Source organism: Sphingomonas sp. R86521 (assembly GCF_042466235.1).
Taxonomy (GTDB): Bacteria; Pseudomonadota; Alphaproteobacteria; order Sphingomonadales; family Sphingomonadaceae; genus Sphingomonas.
Window position 1 is genome coordinate 3,321,927 of record NZ_JAXHBY010000001.1, and the last position, 17,165, is coordinate 3,339,091.

Genomic DNA, 17,165 nt, shown 5'->3' on the forward strand with positions numbered 1-17,165 from the left:
TCCTCTTTATCGCAAGAGGCAGAGTGGCGCGCATGGTTGATGAAAACCGCTATCGCGCAACACCGGCGCAGCAATTTACATAGGTGATAATCGGCCGACGTCTTTTCAGGGGATCAACATGATCCCGCCTGCGCCTATCGTCGCGACCAGCCCCGGCGCCAGACCGGATGGCAGGAGAGACCGTGTGACCGATCAGGTTATCAGACAGTTCCCACTTACTACTCCGGACGGTGTGGTCGTCGCCGAATTTCCCGATGTCGCATTCCCCGCCGGCCAGACCGCTACGCCGATCGCGGGCGATAGCCCGAAGGTCTTCCCGATCGGTGTCATGCTGCTGATGATGCTGATCTACACGCTCAACTTCTTCGATCGGCAAATCCTGACCATCCTGGTCGAGCCGATCAAGGCGGACCTGCATCTGTCGGACAGCCAGATCGGCGCGATCAGCGGCCTTGCCTTCGCACTGCTCTACACTGCCGCCGGCCTGCCGCTCGCCCGCCTCGCCGATAAGACCAACCGCGTGCACATGATCTCTGGCGCGCTCGTGGTATGGAGCGTCTTCACGATCGCCTGTGGCTTCACGCGCGGCTTCGGCCAGATGCTGCTGACGCGCGTCGGCGTTGGTGTCGGGGAAGCCGGATGCACCCCCGCGGCGCACAGCCTGATCACCGATTACGTGCCACGCAACCGCCGCGCGCTGGCGCTCGCCATGTACCAGATGGGCGTGCCGCTAGGGTCGCTGACGGGCCTGGTCGTCGGCGGCATCCTTGCCTCCACGCTCGGCTGGCGCTGGGCGTTCTTTATCGCCGGTGCGCCCGGACTGGTGCTCGCCGTGATCGTGCCGTTCGCAATGAAGGAGCCGCGCCGTATCGCGAGCGTGGCGGCCGATGCCGTCGCTATTCCGTTGCGGGAGGGGCTAGCGACGTTGTGGCGCAAACGCTCCTTCGCCTATATCTGCGTCGCCTCAGGCTTCTCGGCGTTCGCCTTCTACGGTCTCAGCGCCTTTTCCGGGTCGCTCTACATTCGTACGCATCCCGAGCAATTGGGTACGCTGGCGCGCAGCGCCGGCATGGCGCCGACCGCGATGCTAGGTATTATGCTCGGGCTGATGGTCGGCATCTGCGGGGGGCTGGGCACCTTTCTGGGCGGGTTCCTGTCGGACCGCGTAGCGAAGGCGAGCATCGCCAATTACGTCCTGTTCTGCGCCGTCGCCATCACCGCCGCCGCGCCGCTCTTCGCGCTGGTGGCATTGGCGCCCGACATGCGTGTGTCGCTCGGTTTGTTCGGCGCCGCGCTGTTCTGCCAGACGATGAGCTACGGGCCGGTCTACGCCGCGATCCAGACCGTTGCCGAACCGCGCATGCGCGGCATGGCGGTGGCGATCCAGATCCTGTTCGTGAACCTGATCGGTCTTGCGCTCGGGCCCCTGTTCGTCGGCGTCATGAGCGACCTGTTCACCGGCTGGTTCGGCGCGATTTCGGGTCTGCGTTACGCGATCGCGCTGGTCGGCGCGCCGATGCTGTTGAGCGGCGTGATGTTCATCCATGCGACCCGGCTGGTCCACCGCGAGGACGCGGCGGCAGCCATCTAACCGAATTGAATAGAGGGGAACGGGCATGTTGGGCCTGATGCAGCAGCAGCAATTGACCACCGGATCGCTGATCGACCACGCCGCGCGCGCGCATGGGCGCACGGAAATCGTTTCGCGCCGACCCGACGGGCAGCTGGAGCGATCGACCTGGGCCGAGGTGGGCGCACGCTCGCGCAAGGTCGCGACGATGCTCGCAACGTTGGGCGCTGAGCCCGGCGACCGCATCGCGACGCTCGCATGGAATCGCCTTCCTCACCTCGAGCTCTATTACGGCGTGACGGCCGCGGGCATGGTTCTGCATACCGTAAACCCGCGCCTGTTCGCCGACCAGATCCGCTACATCGTCGATCATGGCGGCGCCAAGATCCTGTGCATCGACCCGGACCTGCTGCCAATCCTGGAGCCCGTCATCGCCGACCTGCCCCGGATCGAGGCGATTATCGTGCTGTCCGCTGGCTCCGATATGCCCGACAGCCAGATTCCCGGCCTGATCGCCTATCACGATCTGGTCGCCGCCGCAGAGCCCCTCGCCCAATGGCCCGCGCTAGACGAGAGCACCGCCTCCAGCCTGTGCTACACCAGCGGCACGACCGGCAATCCGAAGGGCGTGCTCTACAGTCACCGCTCGACCGTGCTGCACGCCTATGCGGCCTGCGCGGCGGATTCGATGGCGCTGTCGGCGCGCGACACCGTGCTGCTCGCGCCGCCCCTGTTTCACGTCAATGCCTGGGGTCTGCCCTTCACCTCGGCGATGGTCGGCGCGAAGCTGGTAATGCCGGGATCGGCAATGGACGGCGCCTCGATCCATCAATTGCTGCACGACGAAGGCGTCACCTTCTCGCTCGGCGTGCCGACGCTGTGGTTCACCGTGCTCGACTATATCGCCCGCAACGTGAGCGAGACGGACCGCGCGGCATTGAAGCTAAACCGCGTCTTCATGGGTGGCGCCGCCACGCCCCGCGCGCTGATCGAGCTGTTCCGCGACCTGCTGGGCACAAAGGCCAACCAGGCCTGGGGCATGACCGAGACGAGCCCCGTCTCCACCGTCTGCCAGCCGCTCGCGTCGCAGATACACCTGACGGGCAACGCGTTGACCGACGTGCTGGCGACACAAGGCCGCGCGGTGTTTGGCATAGAATTGCGGATCGAGAATGCGGCGGGCGATGCACTGCCGCATGACGGCGCGGAGTCCGGGCTGCTCAAGGTGCGCGGCCCATGGGTCCTAAGCGCCTATTACGGCAATCCAGCCGATGCAGACGTCGACGCGAAGGGCTGGCTCGACACCGGCGACGTGGCGAAGATCGATGCCGACGGCTTCCTGCACCTCACCGACCGCGCGAAGGACGTCATCAAGTCCGGCGGAGAATGGATCAGCTCGATCGACCTGGAAAATGCCGCGACCGCGCATCCGGCGGTAGCGGAAGCGGCGGTCATTGGTGTGCCCCATCCGCGCTGGCAGGAACGCCCGCTGCTACTGCTGCGCCTGCATCCGGGCGAGAGCGTGGAGAAGCCGGCTATGCTCGACCATCTTGCGGGGCATGTCGCGAAATGGTGGCTGCCCGACGACGTGCTGGTGGTCGACGACCTGCCGCACACCGCGACCGGCAAGCTACTGAAGACCGAACTGCGCGCGCGCTACCGCGAGCATCTCGGCGGCATCGGTTAATCGAAGCGGATGACCTGGCGCACCGCGCGCCCGGCGTGAAGTTCGTCGAACCCTGCATTAATGTCGGCCAGCGTCAGGTATCCGCTGACCAGCCTGTCCACCGGCAGCCGCCCGGCGCGGTACAACGCGACATAGCGCGGGATGTCGCGGGTCGGCACGCAGGTGCCGATATAGCTCCCCTTCAGCGTGCGCTCGTCGGCCACCAGCGCCACGACATTGACCGCAAGTGCCGCATCGGGCGGCGGCAGGCCGGCGGTCACGGTGATGCCGCCCCGCCGCGTCATCGCGACCGCGCTTTCGAGTGCGCGGACAGAGCCCGCCATTTCCAGCGCCACGTCGCACCCGCCATTGGTCAGTGCGTGCACAGTGGCGACCGCATCAGCGCCCGCCTTTACTACGGCGGTCGCGCCGAGTTCCGTCGCCAGCGCGAGCTTGTCGTCAGCCAGGTCCACCGCGATCACCTGCGCCGCACCCGCCGCGATCGCGCCTAGTACCGCCGCCAGCCCGACGCCGCCAAGCCCGATCACCGCGACGGTCTGCCCCGCCTTGACGTCGGCGGTGTTGACCACCGCGCCGACGCCGGTCAGCACCGCGCAGCCGAAAAGGGCGGCCTCGTGCAGCGGCAGTTCGGAATCGATCTTCACCAGCGATCGGCGCGACACCACGGCATGGCTGGCGAAGGCCGATACACCCAGATGATGATGTACGCTGCCGTCCTCGTCGTGCAGGCGAACCCCGTCGCCCAGCAAAGTCCCCGCTCCATTCGCCGCCGCACCCGGCGCGCACAGGGCCGGCCGGCCCTCGGCGCAGGGCAGGCAATGCCCGCAGCTCGGCATGAAGATCATCACGACATGATCGCCGACCGCGAGATCGGCGACGTCCGCGCCCAGCGCTTCGACCACCCCCGCCGCCTCATGCCCGAGTGCCATCGGCAGCGGCCTGGGCCGGTCGCCGTTGATCACCGACAGATCGGAATGACAGAGGCCCGCCGCGGCGATGCGAACCAGCACCTCGCCCTTGCCGGGCGGGTCGAGATCGAGCGTCTCGATCCGCATGGGGCGGCTTTCGGCATAGGGCAGGCTGGCACCACGGGTGCGCAGGACGGCAGCTTTGATCTTCATGAACCCATCATTCCCGCTGGCGCGCGATCGACCAAGGGGAAATAAGCATGACGCGCGCGAGAACGACAAAATCGCATGACGGATATTCGCTGCCGGGGTGCCAGCAACGCCGTCCCGCCCTTATACGACGAGACGCAGACCAGAAGGACCGTGATGCCCCAGATGCCCCTCCGCCCCCGCGCACATTATGTGGCCTGGACGCCGATAACGACGCGGTGGAGCGACAACGACGCGTATGGCCACGTCAACAACGCCATCTATTACCATTGGTTCGACACCGCGGTGAACGCGTGGCTGATCGCGGCGGGACTGCTCGACATCGCGCATGGCGACCCGATCGGCCTCGTCGTCGAGACGCGCTGCCGCTATGCGCGCTCGGTCGCCTATCCCGAGCCCGTCGAGATCGGCCTCGCGCTCGGGCGGCTGGGCAGTTCCAGCGTGGTCTACGAACTCGGTGCCTTCCGCATCGGCGAGGATGAGCCCATCGCGGAGGCAGCCTTCACCCATGTCTATGTCGATCGCGCCAACCGGCGTCCGACGCCGCTGCCTGATGATTGGCGGAGCAAGCTCGAAACGCTCGCCCCGCCCTTATCCAATCAGGCGCCGACCACCGCGCCTTCGGGCTCAAAGACGAGTTCGGCATAGCCGCCGTCGACCGCCGCCTGGCAGTGCTCGTTATATTTGGCGAACCCGCCGGTGAACATCGTCAGCCCGCGCGTCTTCCCCTCGACATTGCCGCCGGTGTACCAGGTGTTGGCCTTGGACAGCATCGTCTTCTCGGCCAGGTCCGCGACGATTGCCATCCAGCGCTCCTCGCCATCAAGCGTGGCCTCGACGGTCGCCAGGCCGTTCTCTTCCATGTGAGTCATCAGCGCGGTGATCCAATCGACATTCTGCTCGTCGATCGAGATGATGTTGGCGAGCGCCGCCGGCCCGTTCGGGCCGCACACCATGAACAGGTTCGGGAACCCCGCCAGCATCAGCCCGAGCCAGGACTGCGCGCCATATTGCCATTTCTCGCGGAGATCCTGCCCATCGCGGCCCAGCACCTCGAAGGCCATCAGCGCCCCCGTTAGCCCGTCATAACCCGTCGCGAGGATCAGCGCGTCGAGTGGCACCTCCCCGCTCTGCAGTTTTACACCGGTCGGCGTAATCGCCTCGATCGGATCCTCGAACAGATCGACCAGATGGACGTTGGGCTTGTTGAACTGCTCGTAATATTCAGTGTCGAGGCACGGCCGCCGCGCGAAGATCGGATAGCCGCGCGGCTTGAGCGCCTCGGCTGTCTTCGGGTCCGTCACCACCTCCGCGATCTTGTCGCGGACGAAATCGGCGACCTGTTCATTCGCATCCGAATTGACCAGCAGATCGGAAAAGGTGCCGAGCACCGCGTGCCCACCATTCTTCCACGCATCCTCCAGCAGGCTCAGCCGCTGCTGCTTGGGCAAGCTGAAGAACGCGCGGTTGCCGGCCGGGCGGACCCCGCCCAACGCACTGGCCCGCGCGGCTGCGCGCAGGCTCGGATAATGATCCTTGATTTCCTGCATGTCGTCGGACCCGAGTTTCGCGTTGCGCATCGGCATCGTGAAGCTTGGCGTGCGCTGGAAGACGTACAACTCGCCGACCGCCTTGCCGACCTCGGTGACAATCTGGATACCACTCGATCCCGTCCCGATCAGGCCGACGCGCCGGTCGGAGAAATCGACCTCCTCATGCGGCCATTTCTGCGCACGATAGATGGCCCCGGCAAAGGTCTCCAGCCCGGCGATCTCCGGATCCTTCGGAATCGACAGCGGCCCGGTCGCCATGATGCAATAGGTAGCCTCGAAATGGTCGCCGCGATCGGTCGTCACGATCCATAGCCGGCGGGCGTCGTCCCATGCCGCGCGCGTCACGCGCGTCTCGAACCGGAAATCCTTGCGCAGATCGAGCTTGTCGGCGACGAAACTGGCATAGGCGATGATCTCGGGCTGCCCCGCGAACTGCTCGCTCCAGGTCCATTCCTGCTGGATTTCCTCGGAAAAGGAATAGCTGTAGTCGACGCACATCAGGTCGCAGCGCGCGCCGGGATAGCGGTTCCAGTACCAAACCCCGCCGACATCCCCGCCGGCCTCGATCCCGACCACCACCATGCCGCGTTCGCGCAACGCATAGGTCGCATACATGCCGCCGAACCCGGCCCCGACAACCACGGCGTCCAGCGTCACGGGTTCACCGGATGCCGCCTGCAGCCGCTCCTTTACGTCACCCAACATTCAAACCTCTCCACATTCAAGCGTGTGAAGCGATCATTGCGGCGGGCAGTCGGCAAAGCGCATCGCAAAGCCATCGATCGGTGTGAAAATCACATATGCGGATCGCGTGGCATTCTTACAGAGAGGTGCCCGCCGCTTCTGGCACATCGTCGGCGGTAGCAGCCAGCACGGCGTGCTGGCGTTCGTTGAACTCTGCGATCATCTCGCGCATGATTGCCAGAATATCGGCTTTGTTGCGCGATATTCGGTCCGCCAGTCCGCCGACGCCGATCGCCAGCGGAATACCATGAAGCTCGGCGTCCAGCGCGATCGAGATCGACGACACGTCGGGCGTAGGCCAGTTGGGAAAATAGCAATACCCGACATGCCGGATCCAACCGATGTCCTTCATGATTTCGCTATAGCTTACCCGGTCGTTCTTCATCTCGTAATGGTTGGTGTAGCGGCATAATTTGTCGATCGCGCGGTCACCCATTCGCGCCATCATTGCGCGGCCGCCGCTTGAATCCACCAGCAAGCGCATGGTGCCGTCGGGCGGCATGTTCTTGAACTCGTGTTCGGGTCCGTGAAGGAACAGATACTGGACGAACAGGTCGTTCTGCGTCGACAGGCCCACCGTCTCGTCGGTACGGCGCTGCATCTCGTCGACCAGTTCGCGGAATCCTCCCTCCGATTGGATATAGCCCGCCAACCAGTTCCCGAGCAGATTCAACCGCATCGTCGGCAGGTATGTACGCTTGGTCCGATTGTAATTGAGATAGCCGAGCAGAACCATGCTCTTGAGGAGGTTGGTCGTGCTGGATTGGGGGTATCCCAGTTCGGAATAGATCTCATTGAGCGCCATCGGACGACGACGCTCCGCAAAAAGTTCCAGCACCTCGAACGTGCGCATCGCGGACTTTACGGCCCTTCGCTGCATTCTACTCTCCGTGCGCCTGATGGCGCTGGGAGGTGACTAGCATTTACGACTGCGGAAATCGAGTTGATCGGTCCGACATACAAAGTGGGCGTCGTGCGATTCCAGCGCGGGTTATGGAGGCCCAGGCGTGCACGACCCACTTCGACACTCAGGGCTGCCAGCGCCCCCTCCTTCGGAGGTTCGTTCAGCCTGAACGCGGATCATTGTTGCCCTCCCGCTTAGTTAGGCAAGCGTGAACTATGCCGTTCCACCTAAAGGCCGCCATCGGATGGTACGATATTTATCGCTGCTAGGCGTCGCGTGCTCACGCTCTCGCCCACCCGAGCGGGCGCGGATCTGACGGCGACGTACCAGCGCCCAAGGGCGGTAACCACAACAGACGCGCCACCATCGAGGTCGCGTCAAATGGCGACGTTCGAGCCGGGAACGACGATCGTGGCTAATATCTCTGGATCAACGGCCAAGGCTACGAAGTCTGACCCGGGCCGGGCTGCCCTACGGTAACCCGAACGGCGGACACCGCTGCGGTTCGTGCGGGCATACGTCCCTCGTCGGAGATCATGGAACCCTGGTTGCCGGTCGACACAGTCCCGTCAGCTTCCGCCAAGTGATCGCAAAGGGCGCGCCGATCGACCTCCTTGGCTCGCAACTGGTCTCGATCAGCACCGCCGCCATCCCATCGACGCGCTTTCGTGTTTCGGCCACGCCTGTGGCCGCAGCTCTCCCGCGCAAACGTCAGGAGGCAGTGCGCGCAGGGACGAATCCTTCGACCCCCACTCCGGACAATATGCTGCGCAGACAGGACCGCTTCATCAAGCGAGCGGTCTAGCCCTCGGATCAGCGAAATTAATGAGCGGCCACGTCCGAGCAGCGTGGCCGGGTGCCGGTGCAATATCGTCAGATATTGGTTTGGTACTGCCGTCAATAGCCTCGGAAAATCCGGCGCCAAGTCCGCGGATTGTTGGACAACCCAAAATCTCTGCGGGCCGGTATCATCTGAGAATCGCGCAGAACTGCGCCGTTTCCATCTAATCTCGCGAGCGATATTGCGTAACTGGGACTAAATGGCGGAGCGGGAGGGATTCGAACCCTCGATACGCTTTTGACGTATACTCACTTTCCAGGCGAGCGCCTTCGACCACTCGGCCACCGCTCCGCATTGCTCTGGACGTGGTCGACCTAGAGCGACAGCGGCGCGGAGGCAAGCGATTGCGTGTCGCGGCGGGCTAGGGCAGTCTCGCGACATGATCCATGCCCTGCTCCTCGCCGCGGCCGCTCCTGCCGCTGCACCCGCTGCCCCGCAAGCCGCCCCCGCGGCGGTGCTGCCGTCCGATCCCTCGCCGGCAGACTGGGTCGCGATCTCCGACGACCAGCTGCTCGTCTTCACGCTGGCGAGCGGCAAGACCGTGACGGTGCGGCTGGCCGATGGCTACGCGCCGGTGCACGTCGCCAATATCCGCAAGCTGGCGGCGGCGCGCTGGTGGGATGCGGGGACGAGCGTCTACCGGCTGCAGGACAATTATGTCGCGCAATGGGGCGACGCGACCGAGAAGAAGCCGCTGGCGGCGGGGGTCGTCGCGAACCCGGCACCCGAATACGACCATGCCGGCCCGACCGCGGTCGCACGGCTGGGGCGGCGCGATCCCTATGCCGAATGGGCCGGGTATAGCCGCGACGGCTGGCCGCTGGCGGGGATCGGCAAGCGCGAGTGGCTGCCGCATTGCTACGGGATGGTCGGGGTCGGGCGCGACATGGCGCCCAGCACGGGCAGCGGCGCGGAACTCTATACCGTGATCGGCCACGGGCCCCGCGCGCTCGACCGCAACATCGCGGTGGTCGGCCGCGTGATCGACGGGATCGAGTGGCTGTCTTCTTTGCCACGCGGCACGGGCGATTTGGGGTTCTACATGACTCCCGCGGAATATAGTCCGATCGTGTCGGCGCGGTTGGCGAGCGAGCTGCCGCCCGCAACGCGACCGCATTTCCAGTATCGCGCGACGAGCAATCCGCGCTTTGCCGCGTGGATCGTATCGCGCGAGAACCGGTCGCCGCCGTTCTTCACGGTGCCGGCGGGCGGGGCCGATATCTGCAATGCGATGCCGCCGGTTCGCCGGACGCCCTAGACTGCCGGTGCGGAGCCGAAGAGTCCCGCCTGGTAGTCGCGGATCGCCTCGCCGATCTCCTCGCGCGTGGTCATCACGAAGGGGCCATGCGCGACCACCGGCTCGTCGATCGGGTCGGCATGGCCGTAGAGCAGCGTGACCGGCGCCTCGGCCGTCACCGCGATCGTGTCCCCGTCGTCGTTGAAGGTCGCGAGGTGATACGGCTTGATCCGCGTCCCGCCGACGGTAGGGCTGCCGGCGACGGTGTAGAAGAATACCGCCCTGCCCTGCGGCGCCGGGAGCTCGACATGGCCACCGGCGTCGAGCGTCACCGTCATCATCGCCACCCCGGTCAGCGAGGCGATCGGGCCCGAGACGCCGCCGAATTCGCCCGCGATCAGGTTGACGACGCCGCCATCGACCGCGATCGCCGGAATGTCCTCGCGTTGCAGGCCGGTATAGGCGGGCTTGGTCATCTTGAGCCGGCTGGGCAGGTTCACCCAGAGCTGCAGGATCTCCAGCGGACCGCCCGCACGCTTGAACGAGTCCGGCGAGATCTCCGCATGGATCAACCCCGACCCCGCGGTCATCCACTGGATGCCGCCGGCGCGGATCACGCTGTCATGGCCGCCGCTGTCGCGGTGCGCCATCTCGCCGGTCAGGATGAAGCTGACGGTCTCGAACCCGCGATGCGGATGCGGGCCGAACGGCAGGCCGTGGTTGTTCGGCGGATAGGTCTGCGGACCGTGATGGTTGAGGAACAGGAACGGATCGACCTGCGCCAGCCCAGGGCCCGGCACCGGGCGGCGCGTGACGAGATCGGCGATGTCGTCGCGCTGGGCGGGATATTGGCGGGAAACGGAACGGGTCATGCAAACTCCTCAGGCGAAGCGATAGCCGGAGATGGCGGTCTGCATCACCAGTTCGTTGTAATCATGCGTGCCGGGCGCGTTCGATGCGCCCGCCGCCACCATAAGCGGAAGCAGATGTTCCGCGCGGGGGTGCGACAGGCGCGCTGAGGGCGCATCGGCCCAGCCGTTCAGCGCGACCGCGCGTTCGTCCGCAGGCTGCGACACCGCCGCCGTCAGCCAGGTGTCGAACTGCTGCGACGGTGCGGTGAAGCGCGGGTCGCCATAGCCGCGCATGTTGTGGAAGCTCATCCCCGACGCGACGATCAGCACGCCCGCGTCGCGCAGCGGCGCAAGCGCACGACCCGCGGCGATATGCAGCGCGGGGTCGAGGTCGCGGTCGACAGACATCTCGACCACCGGGATATCGGCGTCGGGAAACGCAACCTTCAGCGGCACGAACACGCCGTGGTCGAGCCCGCGCTGCGGGTCGACCGCCGCGGCCATCCCTGCCCCCTGGATCAGTTCTGCCGCACGGGCAGCTAGATCCGGCGCGCCCGGCACGTCGTAGCGCAGATCATAAGTGTACGGAGGAAAGCCGCCATAGTCGTAGATAAGCGGCGGCGTGGTACTGCCGGTGAAGGCGAAGCCGCGGGTTTCCCAGTGACCGGACACGACCAGGATCGCGGCAGGTCGCGCCGGCAGGCTGGCAGCCAGACCGCGCAGATACGCCGCCATGCCCGTCCAGGTACCGGCGGGGTCGGGCATGAAGAAGCACGGCCCGCCGCCATGGGGAATGAACAGGCTGGGCTGGCGGACGGATGTATCGGTGGAGGGCGTCGTCATCCGCTATATCTAGGTGCGCGCCTGCCGACGCGACATACCGCGTTCGGCAACGCTGCGTTGCTATTTGACCGGGCGCTTCTCGAGCTTCCGCGCCAGCGTGCGGCGGTGCATGCCGAGCCGGCGCGCGGTTTCCGATATGTTGAACCCGGTTTCGGCCAGCGTGGTGTGGATCCGCTCCCATTCTAGCGTCTTGATCGAGGTCGGCCGCTGCGACACCTGCGCGTCGACGCTGCCCTCGGTACGATCGAACGCCGCCTCGATATCGTCGGTGTTCGAGGGCTTCACCAGATAGTGCGATGCGCCGAGCTTGATCGCCTCGACCGCGGTGGCGATGCTGGCGAACCCGGTCAGTACCACCACCAACGTCGCCGGGTCGTGCGCATGCAGCGTCTGCACGCAAACCAGCCCGGATGCGCCGCCGAGCTTGAGGTCGACGACCGCATAGCGCGGGGTGGCCTCGGCGAGCAGGACGAGCAGTTCGTCGTGGCTGGCCGCCTGCATCACGGTGTAGTCGCGGCGTTCGAACGAGCGGCGCAGCGTCCGGGCGAACACCTCGTCGTCCTCGACGATGAACAACAGGCCTGGCGTGCTCATACCGGTTCCCCCAGCGCGATCGCCGACAGCGGCAGCGTCAGCGTGACCTCCGCGCCGCCGCGGTCGCGATTGGCGACCGACGCGGTCCCGCCGAGTTTTCGGACCACGTTGACCGCCAGGAACAGCCCGAGGCCGTGCCCCGGCTCCTGCTTGGTCGACTGATAAGGCTTGCCGAACCCCGCGATGCGCTCGGCCGAGAAGCCCGGGCCGCGGTCGCGCACGGTCAGCACGAGCTGGTCGCCGCTACGCTCGCCACGGAAGCCGATCCAGTCGGGCGAGGCTTCGGCGGCATTGTCGAGGATGTTGGCGATCACCTGCTTCAGCGCAGGGTCGGAGACGACCTGCGGATTGTCCCCGACCCGCGCGACATATTCGACCTCGACCCCGGCATGCACCGCGCGCCAGTCGTCGACGATGCCGTCGAGGAAGCGGTGCAGCGAGACGATCTCGGGCGCTTCGCCGCGCGCTTCGCCCGCCGCGAGCAGGATGCCGGTGACGATCGCCTTGCAGCGCTGCACCTCGGCCTGCATCTCGCCGATCTCGGCCAGCAGGCCGGGGGTGCGCGCGAGCACGGGCATCCGTCGCCAGTCCGCCAGGATGACCGCGATTGAGGCGAGCGGCGTGCCGAGTTCGTGCGCGGCGCCCGACGCGAGCAGCCCCATCCGCACGATATGATCCTCCTCGGCCGCCTGCTGTCGCAGATCCGCCAGATGCGTGTCGCGGCCGCGCAGGTTAGCGGTGATGCGGGTCATGAACATCACGAGCAACGTCGCGATCAGCGCGAAGCAGAGCAGCGAGCCGATCGTGTAGAGTTCGAAGAAGCTGCCGCCATAGCCGCTGGGCAGCGCGAGCGGGCGGTAGCGCACCGTGAGCGCGGCGAAACAGCAGGCGGTGACACCGACGATCGTCCAGCTCGACCAGCGATCGAGCAGCACCGCACCGAGCACCACCTGCAACAGATACAGCGCGATGAACGGGTTGGTCGCGCCGCCGCTGAGATAGAGCTGGACGGTCAGCAGCCCGACATCGAACAGCATCGCGCAGAACAGCTGCGCATTGGGCCCCTTCTGCCAGCCGTACAGCGGCATGCTCGCGAGGTTGAGCACCACCGCCGCCGCCATCGCCAGCCCCATCGGCACCAGCGGCAGGTCGAAATGCAGCACGAACCGCACGAACAGGATCGTCAGCAGCTGCCCCGCCACCGCGATCCAGCGCAGCGTCACCAGCTGGCGCATGTTCGCGCTGCCGGTGGCATCGGTCAGCGCACTGGCCCGCGTGAGCCAGCCCTGCCAGACTTGGCGGGCTTCGGTCATGCGGGCATAGCCGGACGCTGGTTCGAAAAGCGCCACACCCCTTTCGTCACCCCGGGCTCGTCCCGGGGTCCAGGGTTCCGCACCCTTAGTCCAGTGGACCGCAGAACCCTGGATGCCGGGACGGGCCCGGCATGACGAAGGGGGTTTTGCTGCGGAGGAACGCGCCTCATGCCCTCGCCTTCCGTCGGTCCTGTGCCACGAACACGCCGAAGCCGACCAGCGTCAGCCCCGCCAGCGCGAACCAGGTGAGCATGTAGACGAGGTGGTTGTTCGGAAACGCGATCACGGTCAGCCCGCCGACCGGGGCTGCGGTACCGGAGCCCCGGTCGGCATCGACGAAATACGGAGCGACGTTGGTCAGGCCTCGCGCGGACGCGATCGCGGCGACGTCGCGCGAATACCAGTTACCTGCGGCGGGATCATTGTGGCGCAGGAAGCCGCCACCGGGTTCTGTGACGCGGAGATAGCCGGTGATCGTCACCGGTCCCGTTGGCTTGCTGTGGTTGGTGCGCTGTTCGGGCGACACATAGCCGCGGTTGACCAGCACGGTGAAGCCGTACCCGGTCCGCAGCGGGGTCATCACCCAATAGCCGCTGCCAAGCGTGGTCGCCGCGCGGACCAATGTCTCGTGGTCGTTGTCGAGGATGCCCTCGAGCCGGATCCGGCGATAGGCCTGGCGGGCGTCGATGAACGCCCAGTATGGCGGACCCGGCGGCGGCACCGGGGCGGCATGCGCACGCGCGTCGACCTGTTCGATCAGCGCGAGCTTCCAGGTGCGGCGGTGGACCTGCCACACGCCGAGCGCGACGAAGCCGGCGAAGATCAGCAGCGCGGCGAGCCCCGCTGCGATCATCCCCGGCCGCATCCGCATCACATATCCGCCATGGCCTGCGCCGCGGGCATCATGTTGCTGTTGAGGTGGAACATCACCCAGATCGATCCGGCCATCGTGATGACGACCAGGATGATCGTGAAGATCAGCGCCATCATCGTCCAGCCGCCCTCCGACTTGGTGGTCATGTGGAGGAAGTAGATCATGTGCACGACGATCTGGACCACCGCGAACAGCATGACGACCAGCACCGCGGTCGACGGATCCTTGAACGCGCCGGTCATCACCGCCCAGAACGGCACCGCGGTCAGGAACACCGAAAGGAAGAACCCCTTCAGGTAGCTGCCGCGCGAGCCGTGCGACGCGGTGTCGCCGTGCGCATGATCTTCGCCGTGCGCGCTGCCGTCGCCGTGCGCCGGGGTGGATGCGTGGGGGTCGGTCATCGAAGCATGCCCATCAGATAGACGAAGGTGAAGACGCCGATCCAGATGACGTCGAGGAAATGCCAGAACATGCTGAGGCACAGCAGCCGGCGCTTGTTCGCCGCGATCAGGCCGTGCTTGCCAACCTGGACCATCAGCGTGGTCAGCCAGACCAGGCCCATCGTGACGTGGAGCCCGTGGGTCCCGACCAGTACGAAGAACGACGACAGGAACGCGCTACGGGTCGGCCCTGCGCCTTCGTGGATCAGGTTCGAGAATTCGTAGAGCTCGATCGACAGGAACGCCAAGCCGAACAGCCCGGTCAGCACCAGCCAGAACTGCATGCTGCGGACCTTGCCCTCGTCCATCGCCAGCATCGCGAAGCCGTAGGTGATCGACGAGAACAGCAGCATCGCGGTGTTCACCGCGACCAGCGGCAGCTCGAACAGCTCGCGGGGGCCGGGGCCGCCCGCATAGCTGCTGCCGAGTACGCCATAGGTCGCGAACAGCACCGCGAAGATGAGGCAATCGCTCATCAGGTACATCCAGAAGCCCAGCATCGTGCTGCCGCCCTCCGGATGGTCGTGCTCGTCGAGGACGTAGAAGCTGACGGGCTCGCCGTCGTCCGTCTTCAGGGTCTGGGTCGACATCGTCAGGCCTCCTGCGCCGCGAGCTGGCGCGTCCGGGCGTTTTCGGTGGCGATCACCTCTTCCACCGGAATGTGGAAATCACGCTTGTAGTTGAAGGTGTGGAAGATCGCTCCGCCGATGATGCCGAGCAGCGACAACGCCGCCAGCCACCAGATGTACCAGATCATCGCGAACCCGAACGCCACGCTGAAGCCCGCCAGGATCACGCCGGTCCCCGTGCCGCTGGGCATGTGGATCGCCTTGAAGCCGGTGGTCGGCCGCGCGAACTTGCGGTCCTTCATGTCGTACCACGCATCCAGGTCGTGGATGACCGGGGTGAACGCGAAGTTGTACTCGGGCGGCGGCGACGAGGTCGACCATTCGAGCGTACGGCCGTTCCACGGATCGCCGGTATGATCGGCAAGCGCTTCACGATTGCGGACGCTGACGAAGATCTGGAGCAGGAAGGCACCGATGCCGACTGCGATCAGCGCCGCGCCGATCGCGGCGATCACGAACCAGACCTGCAGGTTGGGATCGTCGAAATAGCGCATCCGGCGGGTCACGCCCATCAGGCCGAGCACATAGAGCGGCATGAAGGCGAGGTAGAAGCCCACGACCCAGCACCAGAAGCTGACCTTGCCCCAGAACTGGTTCAGCTTGAAGCCGAACGCCTTCGGGAACCAGTAGTTGATCCCTGCGAACATCCCGAACAGCACGCCGCCGATGATCACGTTATGGAAATGCGCGACCAGGAACAGCGAGTTGTGCAGCACGAAATCGGCAGGCGGTACCGCGAGCAGCACGCCGGTCATGCCGCCGATCGTGAACGTCACCATGAAGGCGATGGTCCACATCATCGGCAGTTCGAAGCGGATCTTGCCCTTGTACATCGTGAACAGCCAGTTGAAGATCTTGGCCCCGGTCGGGATCGAGATGATCATCGTGGTGATCCCGAAGAACGAGTTCACGCTCGCGCCCGAGCCCATCGTGAAGAAGTGGTGCAGCCAGACGAGATAGGCGAGGATGGTGATGACCAGCGTCGCATAGACCATCGAGCTGTAGCCGAAGAGCCGCTTGCCCGCGAAGGTCGAGGTAACTTCGGAGAACACGCCGAACGCCGGCAGGACCAGGATGTAGACCTCGGGGTGGCCCCAGATCCAGATCAGGTTGACGTACATCATCGGGTTGCCGCCGGCTTCGTTCGTGAAGAACGCGGTGCCGACATAGCGGTCGAGGCTGAGCAGCGCGAGCACCGCGGTCAGCACCGGGAAGGCCGCGACGATCAGGACGTTGGTGCACAACGCGGTCCAGCAGAAGATCGGCATCTTCATGAAGCCCATCCCCGGCGCGCGCATCTTGACGATGGTCGCGATCAGGTTGACGCCGGACAGCAAGGTTCCAACACCGGCGATCTGCAACGACCAGATATAATAGTCGACGCCGACATCGGGACTGAACGCGATCCCCGACAGCGGTGGCATCGCCAGCCAGCCGGTGCGTGCGAACTCGCCGATGAACAGGCTCATCATCACGATCACCGCGCCGGACGCGGTCATCCAGAAACTGAAGTTGTTCAGGAACGGGAACGACACGTCGCGCGCGCCGATCTGCAGCGGCACGACATAGTTCATGAGGCCGGTCACCATCGGCATCGCGACGAAGAAGATCATGATCACGCCGTGTGCGGTGAACACCTGGTCATAGTGATGCGCGGGCAGGAAGCCTTCGTTGCCGTTGAACGCCATCGCCTGCTGCGCGCGCATCATCAGCGCGTCGGAGAACCCGCGCAGCAGCATGACGACCGCGAGGATCATGTACATGATCCCGATCTTCTTGTGGTCGACGCTGGTGAACCACTCGTTCCAGAGATAGCCCCACAGCTTGAAATAGGTGAGAGCCGCGACCAGCCCGAGGCCGCCGATGGCGACGACGGCGAACGTGCCCATCACGATCGGTTCGTGCAGGGGCAGCGATTCCAGGGTGAGGCGGCCGAAGATGGTCTTCAGCAATGTATCGGACATGAT

Annotated in this window: 16 protein-coding genes and 1 tRNA gene; 5 read left to right on the plus strand and 12 right to left on the minus strand. The window is 65.4% G+C overall.

The features are described 5' to 3' along the window. The first annotated feature begins 184 nt into the window (after positions 1 to 184). Both SJY20_RS15370 and SJY20_RS15375 read left to right on the plus strand, forming a co-directional pair. A complete protein-coding gene (locus SJY20_RS15370) occupies positions 185 to 1,591 on the plus strand; it encodes a spinster family MFS transporter (RefSeq protein ID WP_380787786.1) in 1,407 nt (468 codons plus the stop codon). A gap of 25 nt (positions 1,592 to 1,616) precedes the next feature. Further along, positions 1,617 to 3,257, plus strand: coding sequence for a long-chain fatty acid--CoA ligase (locus tag SJY20_RS15375; protein ID WP_380787787.1), 1,641 nt, complete (start codon positions 1,617 to 1,619; stop codon positions 3,255 to 3,257). Here the strand turns inward: SJY20_RS15375 and SJY20_RS15380 are convergent. Further along, positions 3,254 to 4,378: a zinc-dependent alcohol dehydrogenase family protein gene (locus SJY20_RS15380; protein ID WP_380787788.1), complete on the minus strand. Its 1,125-nt coding sequence runs from the start codon at positions 4,376 to 4,378 to the stop codon at positions 3,254 to 3,256. The two genes, SJY20_RS15375 and SJY20_RS15380, sit on opposite strands and share 4 nt — an antisense overlap. A gap of 153 nt (positions 4,379 to 4,531) precedes the next feature. Here SJY20_RS15380 and SJY20_RS15385 point away from each other — a divergent pair, with 153 nt between their 5' ends. Next, a complete protein-coding gene (locus tag SJY20_RS15385) occupies positions 4,532 to 5,023 on the plus strand; it encodes an acyl-CoA thioesterase (RefSeq protein WP_380787789.1) in 492 nt (163 codons plus the stop codon). Here SJY20_RS15385 and SJY20_RS15390 read toward each other — a convergent pair. Beyond that, entirely contained in the window at positions 4,975 to 6,633 is a 1,659-nt protein-coding gene (locus tag SJY20_RS15390; RefSeq protein WP_380787790.1) for a flavin-containing monooxygenase, read from the minus strand. The genes SJY20_RS15385 and SJY20_RS15390 overlap by 49 nt on opposite strands. A 115-nt stretch (positions 6,634 to 6,748) precedes the next feature. Further along, a complete protein-coding gene (locus SJY20_RS15395; protein ID WP_380787791.1) occupies positions 6,749 to 7,525 on the minus strand; it encodes an IclR family transcriptional regulator in 777 nt (258 codons plus the stop codon). Between the two features lie 634 nt (positions 7,526 to 8,159). Between SJY20_RS15395 and SJY20_RS15400 the strand changes: the two genes are divergently transcribed. Next, complete coding sequence (locus tag SJY20_RS15400; RefSeq protein ID WP_380787792.1) at positions 8,160 to 8,381, plus strand: hypothetical protein; 222 nt, start codon at positions 8,160 to 8,162, stop codon at positions 8,379 to 8,381. Positions 8,382 to 8,617: 236 nt separating this feature from the next. Here SJY20_RS15400 and SJY20_RS15405 read toward each other — a convergent pair. Continuing rightward, positions 8,618 to 8,708, minus strand: a tRNA-Ser gene (locus SJY20_RS15405). Between the two features lie 88 nt (positions 8,709 to 8,796). Here SJY20_RS15405 and SJY20_RS15410 point away from each other — a divergent pair. After that, on the plus strand, positions 8,797 to 9,675 hold the full coding sequence (locus tag SJY20_RS15410; RefSeq protein ID WP_380787793.1) for a peptidylprolyl isomerase: 879 nt from the start codon (positions 8,797 to 8,799) through the stop codon (positions 9,673 to 9,675). Here the strand turns inward: SJY20_RS15410 and SJY20_RS15415 are convergent. From SJY20_RS15415 to cyoB, 8 genes are all read right to left on the minus strand, one after another. Continuing rightward, on the minus strand, positions 9,672 to 10,526 hold the full coding sequence (locus SJY20_RS15415) for a pirin family protein (RefSeq protein WP_380787794.1): 855 nt from the start codon (positions 10,524 to 10,526) through the stop codon (positions 9,672 to 9,674). The genes SJY20_RS15410 and SJY20_RS15415 overlap by 4 nt on opposite strands. 9 nt (positions 10,527 to 10,535) lie before the next feature. Continuing rightward, positions 10,536 to 11,348, minus strand: a complete 813-nt coding sequence (locus tag SJY20_RS15420; protein WP_380787795.1) for a DODA-type extradiol aromatic ring-opening family dioxygenase — start codon at positions 11,346 to 11,348, stop codon at positions 10,536 to 10,538. Positions 11,349 to 11,408: 60 nt separating this feature from the next. Continuing rightward, a complete protein-coding gene (locus tag SJY20_RS15425; RefSeq protein ID WP_380787796.1) occupies positions 11,409 to 11,942 on the minus strand; it encodes a response regulator transcription factor in 534 nt (177 codons plus the stop codon). Then, positions 11,939 to 13,255: an ATP-binding protein gene (locus tag SJY20_RS15430; protein ID WP_380787797.1), complete on the minus strand. Its 1,317-nt coding sequence runs from the start codon at positions 13,253 to 13,255 to the stop codon at positions 11,939 to 11,941. The genes SJY20_RS15425 and SJY20_RS15430 overlap by 4 nt, the downstream gene beginning before the upstream one ends. Before the next feature lie 166 nt (positions 13,256 to 13,421). Beyond that, on the minus strand, positions 13,422 to 14,126 hold the full coding sequence (locus SJY20_RS15435) for an SURF1 family protein (RefSeq protein ID WP_380787798.1): 705 nt from the start codon (positions 14,124 to 14,126) through the stop codon (positions 13,422 to 13,424). Next, positions 14,126 to 14,530: a cytochrome o ubiquinol oxidase subunit IV gene (gene cyoD, locus SJY20_RS15440; protein WP_380787799.1), complete on the minus strand. Its 405-nt coding sequence runs from the start codon at positions 14,528 to 14,530 to the stop codon at positions 14,126 to 14,128. The genes SJY20_RS15435 and cyoD overlap by 1 nt, the downstream gene beginning before the upstream one ends. Further along, entirely contained in the window at positions 14,527 to 15,159 is a 633-nt protein-coding gene (cyoC, locus tag SJY20_RS15445; protein ID WP_380787800.1) for a cytochrome o ubiquinol oxidase subunit III, read from the minus strand. The genes cyoD and cyoC overlap by 4 nt, the downstream gene beginning before the upstream one ends. 2 nt (positions 15,160 to 15,161) lie before the next feature. Beyond that, positions 15,162 to 17,162 carry a cytochrome o ubiquinol oxidase subunit I gene (cyoB, locus tag SJY20_RS15450; RefSeq protein WP_380787801.1) on the minus strand — a complete coding sequence of 667 codons (2,001 nt, stop codon included), beginning with the start codon at positions 17,160 to 17,162 and terminating at the stop codon, positions 15,162 to 15,164. Positions 17,163 to 17,165: the final 3 nt, after the last annotated feature.

Coding starts and splice junctions, on each gene's coding strand:
- SJY20_RS15395 (WP_380787791.1), bottom strand. CDS start 7,525: ATGCGCACGTTCGAGGTGCTGGAACTTTTTGCGGAGCGTCGTCGTCCG.
- SJY20_RS15430 (WP_380787797.1), bottom strand. CDS start 13,255: ATGACCGAAGCCCGCCAAGTCTGGCAGGGCTGGCTCACGCGGGCCAGT.
- cyoD (WP_380787799.1), bottom strand. CDS start 14,530: ATGACCGACCCCCACGCATCCACCCCGGCGCACGGCGACGGCAGCGCG.
- SJY20_RS15435 (WP_380787798.1), bottom strand. CDS start 14,126: ATGCGGATGCGGCCGGGGATGATCGCAGCGGGGCTCGCCGCGCTGCTG.
- cyoC (WP_380787800.1), bottom strand. CDS start 15,159: ATGTCGACCCAGACCCTGAAGACGGACGACGGCGAGCCCGTCAGCTTC.
- cyoB (WP_380787801.1), bottom strand. CDS start 17,162: ATGTCCGATACATTGCTGAAGACCATCTTCGGCCGCCTCACCCTGGAA.
- SJY20_RS15410 (WP_380787793.1), top strand. CDS start 8,797: ATGATCCATGCCCTGCTCCTCGCCGCGGCCGCTCCTGCCGCTGCACCC.
- SJY20_RS15415 (WP_380787794.1), bottom strand. CDS start 10,526: ATGACCCGTTCCGTTTCCCGCCAATATCCCGCCCAGCGCGACGACATC.
- SJY20_RS15385 (WP_380787789.1), top strand. CDS start 4,532: ATGCCCCAGATGCCCCTCCGCCCCCGCGCACATTATGTGGCCTGGACG.
- SJY20_RS15420 (WP_380787795.1), bottom strand. CDS start 11,348: ATGACGACGCCCTCCACCGATACATCCGTCCGCCAGCCCAGCCTGTTC.
- SJY20_RS15425 (WP_380787796.1), bottom strand. CDS start 11,942: ATGAGCACGCCAGGCCTGTTGTTCATCGTCGAGGACGACGAGGTGTTC.
- SJY20_RS15380 (WP_380787788.1), bottom strand. CDS start 4,378: ATGAAGATCAAAGCTGCCGTCCTGCGCACCCGTGGTGCCAGCCTGCCC.
- SJY20_RS15390 (WP_380787790.1), bottom strand. CDS start 6,633: ATGTTGGGTGACGTAAAGGAGCGGCTGCAGGCGGCATCCGGTGAACCC.
- SJY20_RS15375 (WP_380787787.1), top strand. CDS start 1,617: ATGTTGGGCCTGATGCAGCAGCAGCAATTGACCACCGGATCGCTGATC.